The organism is Polaribacter haliotis (genome assembly GCF_014784055.1).
GTDB classification, from domain to species: domain Bacteria; phylum Bacteroidota; class Bacteroidia; order Flavobacteriales; family Flavobacteriaceae; genus Polaribacter; species Polaribacter haliotis.
In genome coordinates, this window is sequence record NZ_CP061813.1 from 2,601,416 (window position 1) to 2,619,238 (window position 17,823).

Consider the following 17,823-nt stretch of genomic DNA (forward strand, 5'->3'; position numbering starts at 1 on the left):
AGATTAAATTTTTAGAATAATTAAAGAGAGATTTTTCGGCTACACTGCGTTTCGCTCAAAATGACATTCTTTTGTCATTTCGATCTTGTGGAGAAATCTCAGATGTAAATTCGAAAGGTAAGATTCCACTGCGTTTCATTCGAAATGACAGCCGAATGTCATTTCTTAATATGACAAATGACTTATTCTTTAATAATTTTCTTCGTAAAATATTTATTTCCTTCAATAAATGCTTTTAATAGGTACACTCCTTTTGGTATTTTTTTGATGTCAATTTGTTCTACATCTCCAATCTCTTTTTTAACCATTTTACCATTAATATCAAATAGATAGGCTTTTGTAACCACCAAAGGACCAGATATTTTTATAAAATTAGAAGTAGGATTTGGATATATAGATATTGAAGCCAGTTCCTCATTTATTTCTACACTTAATGCAGCACCAGTTACAATGCTAGACCAATCGTCTAAAAATATTTCTCCATTATCTTTACCTAATTGTAATCTTACTTCCACAGATTCTGTGGTTTTGGTTGTAATTTGTGCAGCAGTAAAAGTATGAGAATATTCTGTATAAGAACTACTAGTTGTAAATGGGTCTCCAAGAATCGTATTATTTGTACCATCTGTATAACTTACTTTTAATTGAAAACGAATATTGTTACTATTATTCGACTTTGCAAAGACATTTAAAGTAATGTCTCTGCCAGATAAATCGTCAAAATAAGCAGTATTTGTAACCCTAACTTTTCCATAACCACCACCATTTACCACATTAATTTTTAGTGCTAAATCTCCTGTTCTAACATCTGCAGCATTTGCGCGTTCGAGAGTAGCTACTGACTTTGAATTTACATTTATTGGCCAATCTAAATCGTACCAACACTCAAAACCTTCATTATAAATAATACTATTTGCTGTACTTGGTTTAGAGCAACCTAAATCTGGCTGAATATTAGAGCCTGTTTTGGCATTCATATTATCATACAAATATTTGTTTTCAGCTATATGACTAGAATTTCCAACTCTATGATTAATGCCAGCCTTACTTCTATAATTAAATAACGCAGTCTTTAATTGTTTTACGATTTCTGGTTTAGAAGTACTTAAATCTGTAGATTCACTTGGGTCGTTTACAACATCATACAATTCAAAAACATTATTGTATTTGTATTCTAACAATTTATAATTTCCTTGTCTTGCTGCAGCCATACTAACATTTGCTGTACCAGAACTTGCAAAATTAAAATCCCAAATAATTGGGTTTGTTCTGCTGTAAGTAGCATCTCCACCATTTGCAGAAGTTAATAATAAGTCCTGGAAGCTCTCTCCATCTAAATGTTGATTAGGTAACAAAGGAGCATTTCCCATTTCTAAAATTGTTGGGAAAAAATCTGTACCAACAACAGGTTCGTCTTCTATAACACCACTTCTATATTTTGGTCCATAAACAATTAATGGTAATCTAATTCCGCCTTCAAATAACCAAGTTTTTCCACCACGAAATGGTTTGTTAGATGTTGCTAATTCTCGGTTCCCACCTACTTCTGTGGTAGATAAACCTCCATTGTCTGATGTTATTATAATTATAGTATTATTTGCAACTCCTTTTTCAGTTAATTTAGCACGAATTTCTCCTAAACTCTGGTCGATACTTCGAATCATTGCTGCATACGTTGCATTGTCTTGCCTTAATTTGGTTTTTGCTGTTAAATCATTTTCAAATTCATTAACTGTATATGTTGTGTTATTTACTTTATTTTGAAAATAAGTTACATCTGCACTTTTAGCTTCTAAAGGTGTATGTACTCCATAATGAGAAACCATTGCTAAAAAAGGTTGAGTTGGAGCGTTTGTTACTTGATTCTCTATAAACGAATTTGTTTCTTTGGTAATTCTATCTGTTAAATACTCACCAGTTTGACCACCAGTACTTAAATCTGGTAAGGTTTTTCCATTGGCTGTGTAAGGATACCAATAAGTTGGAGGTGCTCCAAAATCTGATCCAGAAATATTAATATCGAAACCAAAACTATCTGGATAATGTTGTGCATCATGTCCTAAATGCCATTTACCAATAAAAAAAGTTTTATAACCTTTGTCTTTTAAAGCTTGTGCAAATGTGGTTTCTGCATAACCATTGGTATTATTATCCGAATTTAAATATAAACCACCAGAAACTGAAGGTCTAGATTCAAATTTACCAGACATTATAGATGTTCTAGACGCAGCACATCTAGGTGCAGCTTCATAGCCGTGAGTAAATAAAATTCCTTCATTAGCTAAAGCATCTATGTTTGGTGTTTCGTATAATTTAGAACCATTGGTTAACAAGTTATTGTAAACAGCTAAATCATAATATCCTAAATCGTCTACCAAAAAAAACACAATATTTGGCTCGTTTGTAGTTGTTGCTTGCGAAAAAGAAGTGGAAGCACCTAGAAACAAGCTAACTGATAAGAAGGTTTTAAATAATTTCATTTGTAAACTAATATTTGTGAGTAAGCAATTTATATTAAAATAGTTGGAAATTAAAACTAAGAAAGAAATTAAGACGTAAAATGCTATTATTTTGATTGATTTTGAACTAATAGAACTTAAAGGTTTTAAAGAAATTTAATTTTCGTAATTTTAATTCCTGCTAAAAAACTTAATTATGAAATCTTTTTTAAACCTTTTATTCGTTTTTTTACTATTTTCTTTTGGATGTAAAAATGAAACTCAAAACACTTCAGTAGTAGAAAAGACCTCACAAAAACAAAGCGAATTTGCCATTATAATTCATGGTGGAGCTGGAACTATTTTAAAGAAAAATATGTCTGATGAAAGAGAAGCTGCATATAAAGCAAAATTAGAAGAAGCGATAAAAGTTGGACATACAATTCTTAAAAATGGAGGAACAAGCCAAGAAGCTGTAATGAAAACCATACAAGTTATGGAAGAATCTCCTTTGTTTAATGCAGGAAAAGGTGCCGTTTTTACACATGAAGAAACAAACGAATTAGATGCATCTTTTATGGATGGGAAAACATTAAATGCAGGAGCAGTTGCAGGTGTTACCAATGTTAAAAGTCCGATTGAATTGGCAATAAAAATTATGACAGATTCCGACCATGTTATGTTATCAGGCAAAGGAGCATCCACTTTTGCAAAGGAAAAAGGGTTGGAAATTGTAGACCCAAGTTATTTTTACACAGAAAACCGTTTTAAATCTTTACAAAGAATAAAAGACAGAGCAAAAACGGAATTAGATCATGATGATAAAAAAGCGGCTTTTTACGATGCAGATATTAAAAATGCAAAGTTTGGAACTGTTGGTTGTGTGGCTTTAGATAAAGATGGAAATATTGCTGCAGGAACATCTACAGGAGGAATGACAAATAAACGTTGGGGAAGAATTGGAGATGCACCAATTATTGGTTCTGGAACGTATGCAAATAATAAAACCTGTGGAGTTTCATCAACAGGTTGGGGCGAATATTTTATAAGAAGTCAAGTTGCGTACGATATTTCTGCAAAGATGGAATATCAACAAAAAACATTAAAAGAAGCCACAAAAGATGTAATACAAAATAAATTAACCAAACTTGGTGGAACAGGTGGTGTTGTTGCTTTAGATAAAAATGGTAATATGTCTTTCGAATTTAATACTGCAGGAATGTACAGAGCTTCTATGAACAATAAAGACGAATTAACTGTAAAAATTTACAAAGAATAAGCCAACCATTTTTCTGGAATTGGTTGTAAATCTAAGTTTGTAAATACAGATTTTAATTTCTTTTTAAAACCAATTCTAGAAATTTTAGGAATCGATAAATTAATATTATTTCTTTTATTAATTTTTTCTAAAACATCTTCAATAGGTTCTTTATTACACAAGACCAAATTGTTCATTATTGCATTAGATTCTATCTCTAATTTAAAACAATCTACAAAGTATTTAGGTTTATTATCTTCATAAATAACCCATTGTGCACTATGCTTTTTCGGTAATTCTATAATTTCTTTGGTACCACTAAGTGTACGATATGTTGTTGCTTTTAATTTCATATTTTTAGGGGGATATAATTAATTTTTCTTTTCAATTAGCACTACAAAAATAAGACCAAACTAAAGATCTTACAATAACTTTAACTAAAATTGGTAATTTAAACCTGTGTAAATTCCCATATTAAATGGCGAAAACCCATTTGCGTTCTCACTAAATGTGTTTAATTGTGCTTTAAACATTGGGTTTACGTAAAACGACCAGTTTTTATTAAAATTGTAGTTAATATCGAAACCAAGATTTCCACTAAAATTAAGGTTGTTTAAATTGGTTGCTTCTCCAGAATTTATAAAATTATTATTTTCTAAAATAATTTCGTTTTTTCTTAAAAATAAAGAACTAAAACCTGCCACAATTTGAGTTTCGAACTTTTTACTTTCCAATAGATTGTATTTAATTTCTATAGGAATTTCTACATAACCAAAATTCTGAGTTAGATTTCCATTAAAAGTAACCACACTAGAAAAAGTGGTAATACTTGCATCAAAACGATCGTTAGAAGTGTTTTGGAGAGAAACAGAATTTCCATTATCGAATGAAATATTAGACATTTTACTTCTCGAAGAAATTACTGCAATTTGGTTGTTAGAATACTGCATTTCCTGTAACTGAACTCCAGTTTGTATGGTCCACTTACTATTTATTTCATACGCTATTTTTACACCATAAGCATATGAGTTTTCTCCTTTCGTAGAAGAGGCTAAATTTGCATCTAAAGAAGAAGAATTCGTAAAAGAATTGGAGTTTAAAACTGCAAAAGTTGGAGAAACACTCCATTTTTTTGCCGATTTTGTTTCTTCTTTTTCATCCTTTTTAATAGTTGCTAAAAAATCTTTCTTAGGCTGTAATTGATTTAATTTTGTCTCATCAACAAAAGTTGAATCTTTAGTATTTGAAATTTTTTCTTTCGATGATTTTTCTACAAGATTTTCTTCAGAAGTATTATTAGCAATAAAAACCTTTTTCATAGCATTTTTTTGGCTAACTAACTTTTTTTCGTTTTTTACATCTCTATTATTAGAAATAAGAATTTTTTCTGAATTAGATTTTTTCTTTTTCTTAAGAATCGTATTATTTTCAAATGGTTTTTCATCTGCAATTAATACTTCATTTTTTATTCTTTTATTTAAAATAACAGAGTCTATATTTTTTGTGTTTTCTTCGACTTTATCGATTGTAGTATTTGTAATAATTACATTTTTATCGTCCAAGGAATTATTATTTTCAGAAAAAGGAAATAGGAACAAACCAAGTATAAAAAGCGCTGCAATTCCGCCAGAAAACCACCAAAAAGGCAAAACTCTACGTTTCTTTTTGGTGAGCTTAGATTCAATAGTATTCCAGACTCTTTTATTTGGAGTTGCTTCCAAATTTTTTAGTCGTTCTTGGAACAATCTATCTATATTTTTATTTTCCATCAGTTATGCTTTTTGTTCTTGTTGTTGATGAATTTCTAACTGTTCTTTTAAAATTTTTCGAGCTCTGGATAAATTCGATTTGGAGGTGCCTTCAGAAATATTTAAGAGAGTTGCAATTTCTTTGTGAGAGTAATTGTCTAACACATATAAATTAAAAACCAATCGATATCTGTCAGGCAATTTCTGAATAAAATCTAATAAAACATCTACATTAAAAATACTACTTTCTAAGTCAATTTCTGTTTCTTCCTCTGTTTCTGGTAGTTCTTTTACAATTTGTAGTGGAGATTTTTCTCTATACTTTAAAAGTGCTGTATTTATGGTAATTCTCTTTAACCAACCTTCAAAAGAACCATTTCCATTGTACTGTTTAATTTTACTAAAAATGGTTAAAAAACTGTCTTGTAAAGTGTCTTCTGCATCTTGGTAATTTCTCGAATATTTTAAACACACAGGAAAGAGCTTATCAGCATATAATTGATAAACTTCAGATTGTGCTGCCAACTTTTGTTGGCAGCAATCTTGTATGAGTTTTTTTAGTTTAATACCTCTAATTTACGGGAACTACAATTTCTTCGAAAATATTTTCTCCATCGCTATCTTTTCCTTTAAAAAACTTAAAAAGATAATCTTGTCTTTGTGTTGCAGTAACAATAAATTTATGTTCTTTCTCGATTGCAACATCCGTACAAGTTGCATCTAAATCTACAAAAGCTTTTATTGCTACAACTCTTGCAGTATCTTGATATTCGTAATATACGTTATCGAAATTGTAACAAGCATTTTTAAAAGTGTATTTTAAAAAAATGGTGTCTTTTTCGCCAAATGTAAAACTAGCAGGTGTTATTGCTTCGTCTATGGCAACATACTCAAAAGTGTAATTTGGTGTATCGTCTTTTAAACAAGATGTAAATACAACAATTGTAATTAATAATAAGGCTATTTTTTTCATCATAATAAGGGTTTAATAATTAATATTTAAGAACGGGATATCCGTTTTTGCATTCAATAGATTTTGGTTCATTTGGTATAGAACAATCAGAAACGACACTCCATTTTACGTTATATTCTTTTTCTACTTTGGAGTAATTTGCTACTTTTTGTAGAAAATTTGTTGTATTTATTTTTGTTGAATATATAATAAAACCTTGTGGACCTCCACATGCTTTAGAGCCGTAAGCAACATAGTTCCAATCGTTAGAATTTGTACAAGATTCATTTCTAGAAAGTGTTTGTATCTCGCTAAACAATTCCATTAATTGTAGGTGATCTTTCTCTTGCTCAGTAATTTCTCGTTTAACAACTAATTTTGTTTCGGTCAATTCAATAATTTTCCAGCCAAAATTAGATGGATAAGATTGTACATTTACCTCGATAAGATTTTCATTTAATCTCCAAGTTCCCTCATTATTAAAAAATGTTAATGGTGGAGTTCCACAAAATCCTGAAGTACGTTCTGTAAATTCGTTTTCTAATTTAAAAGAAACTCCATAACCTTCCTTAGGCAAGTCATTTCCTCTTTTAAAAGTGGTTGTTTCTCCACTAAAATCGGGTTCAATCCAACTTCCTAATAATAAATTATCGGAATCTATTTTTATTTCTTGATTGCTTTCACATGAAAATAATGTGAAAATTGCAAAAACTAAAACAGTTAAAAAGCGAAAATTAAGTTTCATAATTTGGGTTCTTTCTTACAAGATGCAAAAATCTCTAAAAGGTTGCGTGTAATAATCTTATTTTTGTAAAAAATTATGGAAAAAGATATTTTTAACATACAAAACACCAAAGAATTTAAAGAAGTTACTTTAGCCGTTTTTAAACATCAGTTTAAGAACAATAAAGTGTACAGGTCTTTTTGTGATTTGTTATATGTGCATCCATCTAGTATTTCTAAGATTGAAGAAATTCCGTTTTTACCAATACAATTTTTTAAAAGCAGAAAAGTAGTCGCTTCTTTAGAGGAAGTTGAAGAGATTTTTACAAGTTCTGGAACAACAGGAAGCATTACAAGTAAACATTTTGTAACAGATATTAAAGTTTATAAAGAAAGTTATTTAAAAGGTTTTGCTCATTTTTATGGAAACATAGAAGACTATGCAGTTTTAGCTTTGTTGCCAAATTATCTAGAAAGAAAAGGTTCTTCTTTGGTTTTTATGGTAGATGATTTAATTAGAAAATCTAAAAACGAAGAAAGTGGTTTTTATCTCGATAATATTGATGAATTAGCCGAAAAGTTATCAGAATTAGATAAAAAAGGACAAAAAACGTTACTTATTGGTGTTTCTTTTGCTTTGTTAGATTTAATAGAAAAACAACAATTTAACCTAAAAAACACCATAATTATGGAAACTGGTGGAATGAAAGGCAGAAGAAAAGAACTAATTAGAGAAGAACTACATAATATTTTAAAAAACGGATTTGGAGTTGAAGAAATTCATTCAGAATATGGAATGACAGAATTATTAAGTCAAGGTTATTCTAAAGGAAATGGAGTTTTTGAAACGCCACCTTGGATGAAAATTCTTACAAGAGATACAGAAGATGCACTTACAATAAATTCTGCTGGGAAAAATGGTGGAATTAACGTAATAGATTTGGCCAATTACAATTCATGCTCATTTATTGCTACCCAAGATTTAGGAAAAGTTCATGAAAATGGAACTTTTGAAATTATTGGACGTTTCGATAATTCCGATATTCGTGGTTGTAATTTAATGGTTTTATAGTTTCAGAAAAGACCAGAAAAGAGAAGAGCAAAAAGATTAAAGAGAAAAAATTAAGAGAACAGAATAAAGAAAAAAGATGATGAAATTTAAGTTATTTAAAGAATTTAAAGAATTTGCAGTAAAAGGAAATATGATAGACATCGCAATTGGTGTTATCATTGGTACAGCATTTAATAAAGTGGTAAATGTATTGGTAAAAGAGGTTTTAATGCCACCTTTATCTTTTATGACAGATGGTGCAAATTGGGAAAACAGAAAAATAGTTTTGCGAGAAGCTATTATGGTTGATGGAAAAGCAAACCCAGAGGAAATTGCCATTGGTTACGGAAAATTATTGGAAGCAGGAGTAGATTTTTTAGTTATTGCTTTTACCGTTTTTATAGTTGTTAAAGTGATGAATTCTTTGAAAAAAGAAGCAGACGACCCAAAAAACACAAAAGTTGTTACGCCTAAAAATATCGAGTTAATGAATAAAACCAATGAACTTTTAGAAAAACAAAATGAATATTTGTTGAAGGTTTTAGGAGAAAAAAATAACTAAAAAAGTTCAATTTTAAGAATTATTAATTAAATAATAAATGGATAATTTAATAACGTTTTCAATAACTGTGTTTACTGCTTTTTTTGCAATAACCAACCCAATATCTAACATGACCGTTTTTGTATCTTTAACACAAGGTGCAGATAAGAAAACAAAAAAAGACATTAATAAAAGAGCTAATTTAATAGCATTTGTTATTGTTACTGTTTTTATTCTTTTGGGTAAATATATTTTCGAATTATTTAATATTAGTATTCCTGCTTTTAAAATTACAGGTGGAATTTTAATATTTTTTATAGGTTTCGAAATGCTACAATCTAAACAGTCTAATGTAAAAAGTCTTAAAAATGTTAATATAGATGAAAACATTGCTGTTTCTCCATTGGCAATTCCAATTTTAGCAGGTCCTGGAACTATTGTTACTGCAATGAACTTTGTTTCTAATGCAGTGCCTTTACAACTATTTCTAGTAATTGCTATTTTCGGGTCTATGAGTCTATTAACCTATTTTACATTTAGATTAAGTGATCTTATTGTTAAGTTAGTTGGAAATAATGTAATTTCTGTAATTGGTAAAATAATGGGATTAATTATTGCAATAATTGGAACAGGTATGATAATAGAAGGAATTAAAATTTCTTTTGATTTTATAGCGAAATAATTTTCTTTTTTGAAAGAAAGTAATCTTTAATACATGAATTAAATACTTTTATATGTAATTAATTTAAGTCTTTATCGACCAAATTAAAAACTAAAAAGATGAAAAATATATTTGCGCTTTTATTATTAATTACTTCAACTACTTTTTTTGCACAAGAATATAATTTAGACAAAGGTTATGTTGCTGAAGGTTATGATGTTGTTTCTTATTTTAATAACAATCCAGAAGAAGGGAATAAAGATTTTATGACAGAATACGATGGTGTAAAATTTAAATTTGCGTCTAAAGAAAATTTAGAGAAATTTAAAAATTCTCCAAAAAAATATGTACCTCAATATGGAGGATATTGTGCATATGCAATCGGAAAAAACGGAGAAAAAGTAAGCATAAATCCTAAATATTACGATATTAGAGATGGAAAATTATACCTTTTCTACAAAACAATTTTTAATAATACTTTAAAAGATTGGAAAGAAGAAGGCCCAGAAAAATTGCAAAAACAAGCAGATACTAACTGGATAAAAATTATGAAAAAAGAGATGTAAATCTTTTATTTTAAAAGTATTTCATAAATAAAAATAACAAAGCCTTGAATTTATTCAGGGCTTTTATTTGTCTAATTCAGTTTTCATTAATCGGTCCCAAAACGTAAAATACAACCCATAATTAAAATTGAATTTTGTGTGATGAGAATCGTGATGTGTAGCTCCAATAATCCATTTTCTAAACCAATTTCCTAATTTTCCTGAAGGATAAACTTCAATTCCTGCATGATTTATGGTCGCAGAAAGCGTCATAATTAACAAAACAGTAAACAAAGCGTATAAATGTATTGGTAAGAAAATTACAATTACAGGCAAGAAAATCGCTTGCAAAATAGTTTCATATGGATGAAAAGAAAAAGCCGTAAAAACAGTCGTATGCACACTTTTATGGTGAATTTTATGAAAGAATTTATAGATTTTAGGAAGGTGCATCCATCTATGAATCCAATAGTAATATGTATCCTGAATAAACAAAAAAGCGAAAATACTTAAAGGAATGTACCACAAAGGATAGGTTTCAAAATCCAAGTAAATTGCAGTGTAATTAATGGACCACAAATAGTAAATGAAAACTGCAATTGCGCCAAAAATAAAACCACTAACTAAAGACCAGTAGATTTCTTTACGAACCTGTTTCTTTTTTAGTGGTTTTTTATTTAAAATTCTATGTTTTAGTTTTTCTCTAAATTTATTTAAGAATACCCAATGATAAACTCCAGAAAATGCTAAATATCTAACGAATATAATTGCCGAAAAAACTAAAATTAAAGGTATAATTACAAAAATATTACTAAAATCGATTTCTGTAATTTTATCATTCATAAACTAATAATTATGCTACAACTAATAAATAATAGGTCTTTTTACCACGTTGTAAAAGCACATATTTATTCGCAATTAAATCTTCTTTTGTAATTGTAAAATCTTCTTTTACTTTTTCTTTATTTACAGAAATCGCGTTTTCTTTTAAAGCTCTTCTTGCTTCCCCATTAGAACCTAAAAAGTTAGTTTTGGCAGACAAAGCACCAATCATATCCAAACCTTCTTCAATATCTGTTGTTGAAACTGTTGCTTGAGGAACTCCATCAAAAACATCTAAAAACGTTTGTTCATCTAAAGATTTTAAATCGGACGCTGTAGATTTTCCAAATAAAATACTAGATGCTTTTAACGCATTTTCATACGCTTCTTTTCCATGCGTCATTGTTGTTACTTCTTCTCCTAATTTCTTTTGAAGCGAACGTAAATGTGGATTTTCTGTATGCTCTGCAATTAAATTTTCAATCGTCTCTTTGTCTAAAAATGTAAATTTCTTAATAAAGTTTTCTGCATCTTCATCCGAAGAATTTAACCAATATTGGTAAAATTTGTAAGGCGAAGTTCTGTCTGCATTCAACCAAACATTTCCACCTTCGGTTTTTCCGAATTTTGTTCCATCTGCTTTTGTAACCAAAGGAACTGTAATTGCATATGCTTTTCCTTGTGCTTTTCTACGGATTAATTCAGTTCCAGTGGTAATGTTTCCCCATTGATCTGAACCACCCATTTGCAACATGCAATTTTTCTCTTTGTATAAATGGTAGAAATCGTATCCTTGAAATAATTGGTATGTAAACTCTGTAAAACTCATTCCCACAGAAGATTCCGAACTTAAACGTTTTTTTACAGAATCTTTTGCCATCATGTAATTTACAGTGATGTGTTTTCCTGTATCTCTTACAAAATCGATTAAAGAAATATCTTTCATCCAATCGTAATTGTTTACCAATTCAGCTTTGTTATCAGCAGAAGCATCAAAATCTAAAAAGCGCTCTAAATTTTCACGAACACCAGCAATATTTTTCGCCAATGTTGCTTCATCTAACAAATTTCTTTCAGCAGATTTCCCTGAAGGATCTCCAACCATACCAGTTGCACCACCAATTAAAGCAATTGGGTTGTGCCCAGCATTTTGGAAATGTTTCAAAATAAAAATTTGAACCAAACTACCAATATGAAGTGAGTCTGCAGTTGGATCGAAACCAATATAACCAGCAGTTTTATTTTTTAATAAATACTCTTCTGTATCTGGCATTATATCGTGCAATAATCCTCTCCAGCGTAATTCTTCTACAAAATTTGTCATTTTAATCGTCTCTTTTTATGGTTGCAAAGATAAACTTATCAATCAAAAAACCATAAATTAGCAGTATGATTTTAGTAACTGGAGGAACAGGTTTAGTAGGCGCACATTTATTGTATCATTTGGTAAAAAGTGATGAAAAAATTCGTGCTATTTATCGTTCTGCAGAAAAAATAGAAGCCGTAAAAAAAGTGTTTTCTTATTATTCTAAAGATGAAACTCTAATTTCTAAAATTGAGTGGTTTAAAGCGGATATTACTGAAGTTCCTGCCATGATTCCTGCATTTGTTGGTATTAAAAAAGTGTATCATTGTGCCGCTTTTATTTCTTTTAATCCGAAAGATTATAGAGAAATGCGAAAAGTAAATATTCATGGAACTGCAATTATTGTAAATCTTTGTATTGATGCAAAAATTGATAAACTTTGTTTTGTAGGCTCAATTGCTTCTGTTGGCGATTCTTTAAACGGAAATTTAATTACAGAAGAAAATGAATGGAATAAAGAAGCAGATAATAGTGGTTATTCAATTACTAAATTTGGTGCAGAAATGGAAGTTTGGCGAGCAAGCCAAGAAGGAATAGAAGTTGCAATTGTAAACCCTGGAGTAATTTTAGGAAGTGGATTTTGGAATGCTGGTTCTGGAAAATTATTCAGCCAAGTTTATAATGGTTTTAAATATTATACTGAAGGAATTACTGGTTTTGTAGGCGTAAAAGATGTCGTAAAAGCCATGATTCTATTAATGAATTCTGATGTTAAAAACGAACGTTTCATTTTAGTTTCAGAAAATAAATCTTTTAAAGAAATCTTCTTTTTAATTGCAGATGCTTTAGGTAAAAAGCGCCCTTCAAAAAAAATAAAACCTTGGCACACTGCTATTTTTTGGCGATTTTCTGCACTTGTTTCTAAAATTACAGGAGTTACACCTTTATTGAGTAAATATTCTGCAAGGAGTGCGCATTCAATATCTAAATATTCTTCAGAAAAATTTAAAAAGACGTTTGATTTTCAATTCGAAAAAATAGAAAACGTTGTGAAAAAAGTGAGTAATAATTTCGAATAACTTTACTTATTATTTAATAGAATCTTTAAAAATATCTTTCTTTAATTTACCCAAAGAATCGTTTATAATTTTTAGACTATCTAACTTTATTTGTAACTTTAATGCAGTATCTATAGAGTCTTTTCGGATAGAATCTAAAGCTGTTTTCTGTTTCTTAAAAAAAGCACTTCTTTTTTCTAAATTACCTTTTGCCTCTTCTAACATTTTCTGATATAAATCTATTCTAGACATGTAATAGAAATTACTAGACATAAAACGTGTACTATCAATCTTAAATTTATCGTACACGAAAGGCATGTAATTAATGTTTTTTTCTTTGTTTGTGTTTGTTATAAATTTTGCGCTACCAGCAATCATCATATCTTGCAATAAAAGACTCATGGTATCTTGTGGAATTAGGTCTTTTGGTTTTTCGAAGATGGTATTACTTGTACATGAAACCAAGAAAGCTAAAATAAAAAGTGCGGTTAATTTTTTCATTTTATCTATTAAAAGTAATTCGTTTTCCTTTAATTTCGTCATTAAAAACACCATTATTATACATTAAATTTCCATTTACAAACGTATGTGTTATTGTAGATGAAAAAGTAGTTCCTTCAAAAGGAGACCAACCACATTTGTATAAAATATTTTCTTTAGAAACTGTTTGAGGTTTGTTTGGATTTATTAAAACCAAATCTGCATAAAAACCTTCTTTTATAAACCCTCTTTTTTCAATTTGAAATAATTTAGCAGGATTATGGCTCATTTTTTCAACCGCTTTTTCGATAGGAATTACGCCTTCTTTAACCTTTTCTAAAATCGCCATAACTGCATGTTGTACTAATGGACCTCCACTTGGTGCTTTTGTGTAAATATTCGACTTTTCTTCTAAAGTATGTGGTGCATGGTCTGTTGCTAGAACATCAATTCTGTCATCTAACAAAGCTTCCCATAAACCCAATCTATCTTTTTCCGTTTTTACAGCAGGATTCCATTTTATATGTGTACCTTTTTTGTCATAATCTTTATCATTAAACCATAAATGATGAATACAAACTTCTGCAGTAATTTGCTTTTCTTCTAAAGGAATATCATTTCTAAAAAGCTCGGTTTCTTTAGCTGTTGATAAATGAAAAATATGCAATCTTGCACCTGTTTTTTTCGCCAATTCAATCGCTTTAGAAGACGACAAATAACACGCTTCTTCACTTCTAATTATTGGATGGTATTTTATTGGAATATCTTCTCCATATTTTTCAATAAATTCGGCTGTATTTCTTCTGATAGTTGCTTCATCTTCACAATGTACAGAGATAATCATTTTTGTAGAAGAAAAAATCTTTTCTAAAATCTCTTCATTATCAACCAACATATTTCCAGTAGAAGAACCTAAGAATAATTTAATTCCGGCTACTTTTTTAGGATCTGTTTTTAATAATTCTTCTAAATTATCATTTGTTCCACCAAACATAAATGAGTAATTAGCATACGAGTCTTTGGCAGCAATTTTAAATTTATCTTCTAATAATTCTTGAGTAGTTGCTTGAGGAACAGTGTTTGGCATTTCTATAAACGTAGTAATTCCACCAGCAACTGCAGCTCTACTTTCTGTTGCAATATTTGCTTTGTGGGTTAAACCAGGTTCCCTAAAATGTACTTGATCGTCTATAAAACCAGGAATTAAATAACTTCCTTTAGCATTTATTATTTCTATATTTTCTGGTACAGAAATCTTTGAAGAAATTTCTTTTATTATTTCGTTTTCTATGAGAACATCACCTGTAAAAGTTTTATTCTCATTAATAATTGTTGCGTTTTTTATTAAAATTGATTTTTCCATTTTTCTTATTAAATATCCATTCTCATATTAATCATACTCTTATTAAAACCAAAACGTTCGTAAGGTTTTATTGCGGACGGATTGTTGTGATATACGTCTAATCTTAATTCTTTTAAACCTTTATTTTTTGACCAACTTTTTAAAGATTCTAAAATAGAACTGCTAATTCTTTTCCCTCTAAACTCTGGTTTTACGTAGATAAAACCTACATAACCATGTGTTGGATTTTTGTGATAATGTTTAGAGCTCTCTATTCTTACATAACCAGAAGCAACTAATTCTGTATTAGAAACAGCAACAATTAAATGAATGTTTTTTGCAGAAATCAGTTCAGGAATATTGTAATAATATAAATCACCTTCTCCTAAAAAAGGATCTAATGGTTTTTCGGCTTTAATAACTCCTTGCTCGAACTCTAATAAGGTTTCTAAATCGTTTAAATTTGCGGTTCTAATTGAAATAGAATTATCCATGGTTATTTTTTTGGTAATCCGTTTATTCTCATTTTTATCACTCCAAAAAGTGCCTCAGAAACAATATTTCCACTCATTTTAGAATTTCCTAAAGTTCTATCCGTAAAAACAACAGAAACTTCTTTAATATTAAAACCATGTTTCCAGGCTTTAAATTTCATTTCTATTTGAAAAGCATATCCAATAAATTTAATCTTATCTAAATTAATGGTTTCCAAAACTTCACGTTTCCAGCAAACAAAACCTGCAGTGGTATCAAAAACAGGAATTCTAGTAATAAAACGCACATATTTAGAAGCAAAATAAGATAACAAAACTCTTTTCATTGGCCAATTTACAACGTTTACACCTTGCGAATATCTAGAACCTATAGAAACATCTCCACCATTTTTATGACAAGCATTGTATAAACGAACCAAGTCTTTTGGATTGTGAGAAAAATCTGCATCCATTTCTATAATATAGTTGTAATTTCGTTGTAAAGCCCATTTAAAACCATGAATGTAAGCAGTTCCTAAACCGTTTTTTCCTTTTCTTTTTTCAATAAAAAGTTCATTTGGAAATTCAGCCATTAAGCTTTCTACAATATTTCCAGTTCCATCAGGAGAATTATCGTCGACAACTAAAACATGAAACGCTTTTTTTTGATTGAAAACAGCTCTAATAATAGCTTCAATGTTTTCTTTTTCGTTGTAAGTGGGAATTATAACTAGCGCGTCTGACATAAATTAAATTTCATGTAGTAAGAAAGCAAATATACATTTTTTAATTACTAATTTTGTGTTAATCTTACCAAAGCCAAAAAGTGCAAGCATTAGAAAAAAATTTAATCGATTCCTCTTGGATAACCATAATTTTGGTAGGGCTTATAGCGCTTATTGTTGTGTTAAAAATAATAGATTCAGAACGTTTAAAAGCATATGTTTTTGCTTTATTTAATAAGGGTTTTATAGAATCTGAAGTAGAAGAAGACACTTCTTTTTTTAATGCTTTTTACAGCACGCTATTTTTGTTTTCTACAACTACCTTGGCTTTAGTTATTTATACTTTTTTAATTGACCAAAATCTTTTATTAGAAACAAGTTTTTCTTCCTTTTTATACATTTTTGTAACTGTTGTTAGCTATTTTTTGGTAAAATGGATATTAGAAATGCTACTTTCTCGACTTTTTTTAATAAAAAACACAGTCCGATTTTATTTTGTTTCCAAATTCAGTTACTTCTATTCCATTAGCTTTTTACTATTTGTTTTATTTGTAATAACAACTTATAGCCCACTAAATTCTTCTTTTTTATTTTATGCTTCTGCAGTTTTATTTTTTATGAGACTTATTTTTCATATAACAAATAACAAAAACCTGATTTTTAGTCAGTTGTTTTATTTTATTTTGTACATTTGCGCCTTCGAAATAGCACCGCTATTTATACTGTTTAAATTGATGCTTTAAAATTAAAACCAAAGCTATGAAAGTGAAAACGATTTTAGTATCGCAACCCGCGCCAAAGACAGAAACTTCTCCATATTTTGATTTGTCCGATAAACAGAAAGTAAAGATAGATTTTAGATCTTTTATTCATGTAGAAGGCATACCTGTAAAGGAAGTAAGAACTCAAAAAATAGATTTTAAAAATTTTACTGCAATTATATTAACAAGTAGAAATGCTGTAGATTACTTTTTTAAGATTGCAGAAGAAATGCGTTTTAAAGTGCCAGATGACATGAAATATTTCTGTCAGTCTGAAGCTGTTGCCTATTATTTACAAAAGTATGTTGTTTACAGAAAACGTAAAATTTATGTAGGTAATAGAACATTTCCAGATTTAATGAAGTTGATTAAAAAACATAAAACAGAAAGTTTCTTGTTACCATCTTCAGATAAATTAAAACCATTAGTTCCAGAAGAATTAGATAAATTAGGTGTAAAATGGACACGTTTAGATTTGTACAGAACTGTAATAAGCGATTTGTCTGATTTAGAAGATGTTTTTTACGATATTTTAGTATTTTTTAGTCCCTCTGGAATTGAATCTTTATTTCAAAATTTCCCGAATTTTAAACAAAACAATACTAGAATTGCCGCTTTTGGTAATTCTACTGTAAAAGCAGTTACAGAAGCTGGTTTGAAGTGCGATATTGAAGCGCCATCTCCAGAAACACCTTCTATGACAATGGCTTTAGATAAATATATAAAATCTGTAAATAAGAAGTAAAACTTATTTTAAAGTAGATAAAAATATAAAACCGAGCAGCAATGCTTGGTTTTTTTTGGGGCGTTACCCAAGGGTCGCGCTTTCCATTGTATCTTTTTTTCGTACCTCAAAAAAGGATGCCATTTCAATCGCTAACGCAAACTTTTTGTAAACTTTTAGATTTTATTTAAAACATTATAAATACCTATAACTAA

At 29.3% G+C, this 17,823-nt stretch carries 20 protein-coding genes; 8 read left to right on the forward strand and 12 right to left on the reverse strand.

Features of this window, described 5'->3' with window-relative positions:
* Nucleotides 1-182: 182 nt before the first annotated feature.
* Nucleotides 183-2,480 (reverse strand): sulfatase-like hydrolase/transferase, encoded by a 2,298-nt coding sequence (locus tag H9I45_RS11225; protein WP_088352621.1) that lies wholly within the window; start codon nucleotides 2,478-2,480, stop codon nucleotides 183-185.
* 175 nt (nucleotides 2,481-2,655) lie between these two features.
* Here H9I45_RS11225 and H9I45_RS11230 point away from each other — a divergent pair, with 175 nt between their 5' ends.
* A complete protein-coding gene (locus H9I45_RS11230) occupies nucleotides 2,656-3,717 on the forward strand; it encodes an isoaspartyl peptidase/L-asparaginase family protein (protein WP_088352622.1) in 1,062 nt (353 codons plus the stop codon).
* Here the strand turns inward: H9I45_RS11230 and H9I45_RS11235 are convergent.
* The 5 genes from H9I45_RS11235 to H9I45_RS11255 all read right to left on the reverse strand — a co-directional run bounded on the left by H9I45_RS11235 (nucleotide 3,705) and on the right by H9I45_RS11255 (nucleotide 7,141).
* Nucleotides 3,705-4,049 carry a hypothetical protein gene (locus tag H9I45_RS11235; protein ID WP_088352623.1) on the reverse strand — a complete coding sequence of 115 codons (345 nt, stop codon included), beginning with the start codon at nucleotides 4,047-4,049 and terminating at the stop codon, nucleotides 3,705-3,707. The genes H9I45_RS11230 and H9I45_RS11235 overlap by 13 nt on opposite strands.
* Nucleotides 4,050-4,133: 84 nt before the next feature.
* Nucleotides 4,134-5,465 (reverse strand): fimbria/pilus outer membrane usher protein, encoded by a 1,332-nt coding sequence (locus H9I45_RS11240; protein WP_088352624.1) that lies wholly within the window; start codon nucleotides 5,463-5,465, stop codon nucleotides 4,134-4,136.
* Between the two features lie 3 nt (nucleotides 5,466-5,468).
* Nucleotides 5,469-6,011, reverse strand: coding sequence for an RNA polymerase sigma factor (locus tag H9I45_RS11245; RefSeq protein WP_088352625.1), 543 nt, complete (start codon nucleotides 6,009-6,011; stop codon nucleotides 5,469-5,471).
* A 4-nt stretch (nucleotides 6,012-6,015) separates the two neighbouring features.
* Nucleotides 6,016-6,420 carry a hypothetical protein gene (locus H9I45_RS11250; protein WP_228454875.1) on the reverse strand — a complete coding sequence of 135 codons (405 nt, stop codon included), beginning with the start codon at nucleotides 6,418-6,420 and terminating at the stop codon, nucleotides 6,016-6,018.
* A 16-nt stretch (nucleotides 6,421-6,436) separates the two neighbouring features.
* Nucleotides 6,437-7,141, reverse strand: coding sequence for a hypothetical protein (locus H9I45_RS11255; protein WP_088352627.1), 705 nt, complete (start codon nucleotides 7,139-7,141; stop codon nucleotides 6,437-6,439).
* Between the two features lie 75 nt (nucleotides 7,142-7,216).
* Between H9I45_RS11255 and H9I45_RS11260 the strand changes: the two genes are divergently transcribed.
* From H9I45_RS11260 to H9I45_RS11275, 4 genes are all read left to right on the forward strand, one after another.
* Nucleotides 7,217-8,191 carry a LuxE/PaaK family acyltransferase gene (locus H9I45_RS11260; protein WP_088352628.1) on the forward strand — a complete coding sequence of 325 codons (975 nt, stop codon included), beginning with the start codon at nucleotides 7,217-7,219 and terminating at the stop codon, nucleotides 8,189-8,191.
* Nucleotides 8,192-8,270: 79 nt separating this feature from the next.
* Entirely contained in the window at nucleotides 8,271-8,732 is a 462-nt protein-coding gene (gene mscL, locus H9I45_RS11265) for a large conductance mechanosensitive channel protein MscL (protein WP_088352629.1), read from the forward strand.
* Nucleotides 8,733-8,769: 37 nt separating this feature from the next.
* Nucleotides 8,770-9,393, forward strand: coding sequence for a MarC family protein (locus H9I45_RS11270; RefSeq protein WP_088352630.1), 624 nt, complete (start codon nucleotides 8,770-8,772; stop codon nucleotides 9,391-9,393).
* Between the two features lie 98 nt (nucleotides 9,394-9,491).
* Nucleotides 9,492-9,938, forward strand: coding sequence for a YHS domain-containing (seleno)protein (locus H9I45_RS11275; protein ID WP_088352631.1), 447 nt, complete (start codon nucleotides 9,492-9,494; stop codon nucleotides 9,936-9,938).
* Between the two features lie 63 nt (nucleotides 9,939-10,001).
* On the opposite strand, the gene H9I45_RS11280 is transcribed toward H9I45_RS11275, so the two are convergent.
* Nucleotides 10,002-10,760 carry a sterol desaturase family protein gene (locus tag H9I45_RS11280; protein ID WP_088352632.1) on the reverse strand — a complete coding sequence of 253 codons (759 nt, stop codon included), beginning with the start codon at nucleotides 10,758-10,760 and terminating at the stop codon, nucleotides 10,002-10,004.
* A 10-nt stretch (nucleotides 10,761-10,770) separates the two neighbouring features.
* Nucleotides 10,771-12,063, reverse strand: coding sequence for a tyrosine--tRNA ligase (gene tyrS / locus H9I45_RS11285; RefSeq protein ID WP_088352633.1), 1,293 nt, complete (start codon nucleotides 12,061-12,063; stop codon nucleotides 10,771-10,773).
* Nucleotides 12,064-12,128: 65 nt separating this feature from the next.
* Between tyrS and H9I45_RS11290 the strand changes: the two genes are divergently transcribed.
* Entirely contained in the window at nucleotides 12,129-13,124 is a 996-nt protein-coding gene (locus H9I45_RS11290) for an NAD-dependent epimerase/dehydratase family protein (RefSeq protein WP_088352634.1), read from the forward strand.
* A gap of 9 nt (nucleotides 13,125-13,133) precedes the next feature.
* On the opposite strand, the gene H9I45_RS11295 is transcribed toward H9I45_RS11290, so the two are convergent.
* From H9I45_RS11295 to H9I45_RS11310, 4 genes are read right to left on the reverse strand one after another with little or no spacing between them, the layout of a single operon-like run.
* Nucleotides 13,134-13,604, reverse strand: a complete 471-nt coding sequence (locus H9I45_RS11295; RefSeq protein WP_088352833.1) for a DUF4296 domain-containing protein — start codon at nucleotides 13,602-13,604, stop codon at nucleotides 13,134-13,136.
* A gap of 1 nt (nucleotide 13,605) precedes the next feature.
* Nucleotides 13,606-14,946 (reverse strand): dihydroorotase, encoded by a 1,341-nt coding sequence (locus H9I45_RS11300; RefSeq protein WP_088352635.1) that lies wholly within the window; start codon nucleotides 14,944-14,946, stop codon nucleotides 13,606-13,608.
* An 8-nt stretch (nucleotides 14,947-14,954) separates the two neighbouring features.
* Nucleotides 14,955-15,419 carry a GNAT family N-acetyltransferase gene (locus tag H9I45_RS11305; protein ID WP_088352636.1) on the reverse strand — a complete coding sequence of 155 codons (465 nt, stop codon included), beginning with the start codon at nucleotides 15,417-15,419 and terminating at the stop codon, nucleotides 14,955-14,957.
* 2 nt (nucleotides 15,420-15,421) lie between these two features.
* Complete coding sequence (locus tag H9I45_RS11310) at nucleotides 15,422-16,144, reverse strand: polyprenol monophosphomannose synthase (RefSeq protein ID WP_088352637.1); 723 nt, start codon at nucleotides 16,142-16,144, stop codon at nucleotides 15,422-15,424.
* Between the two features lie 158 nt (nucleotides 16,145-16,302).
* Between H9I45_RS11310 and H9I45_RS11315 the strand changes: the two genes are divergently transcribed.
* The gene (locus H9I45_RS11315; protein ID WP_254712594.1) at nucleotides 16,303-16,866 is read left to right on the forward strand and encodes a DUF4271 domain-containing protein; all 564 of its coding nucleotides are present in this window, start codon (nucleotides 16,303-16,305) and stop codon (nucleotides 16,864-16,866) included.
* A 16-nt stretch (nucleotides 16,867-16,882) separates the two neighbouring features.
* Nucleotides 16,883-17,629: a uroporphyrinogen-III synthase gene (locus H9I45_RS11320; protein ID WP_088352639.1), complete on the forward strand. Its 747-nt coding sequence runs from the start codon at nucleotides 16,883-16,885 to the stop codon at nucleotides 17,627-17,629.
* Nucleotides 17,630-17,823 lie beyond the last annotated feature (194 nt).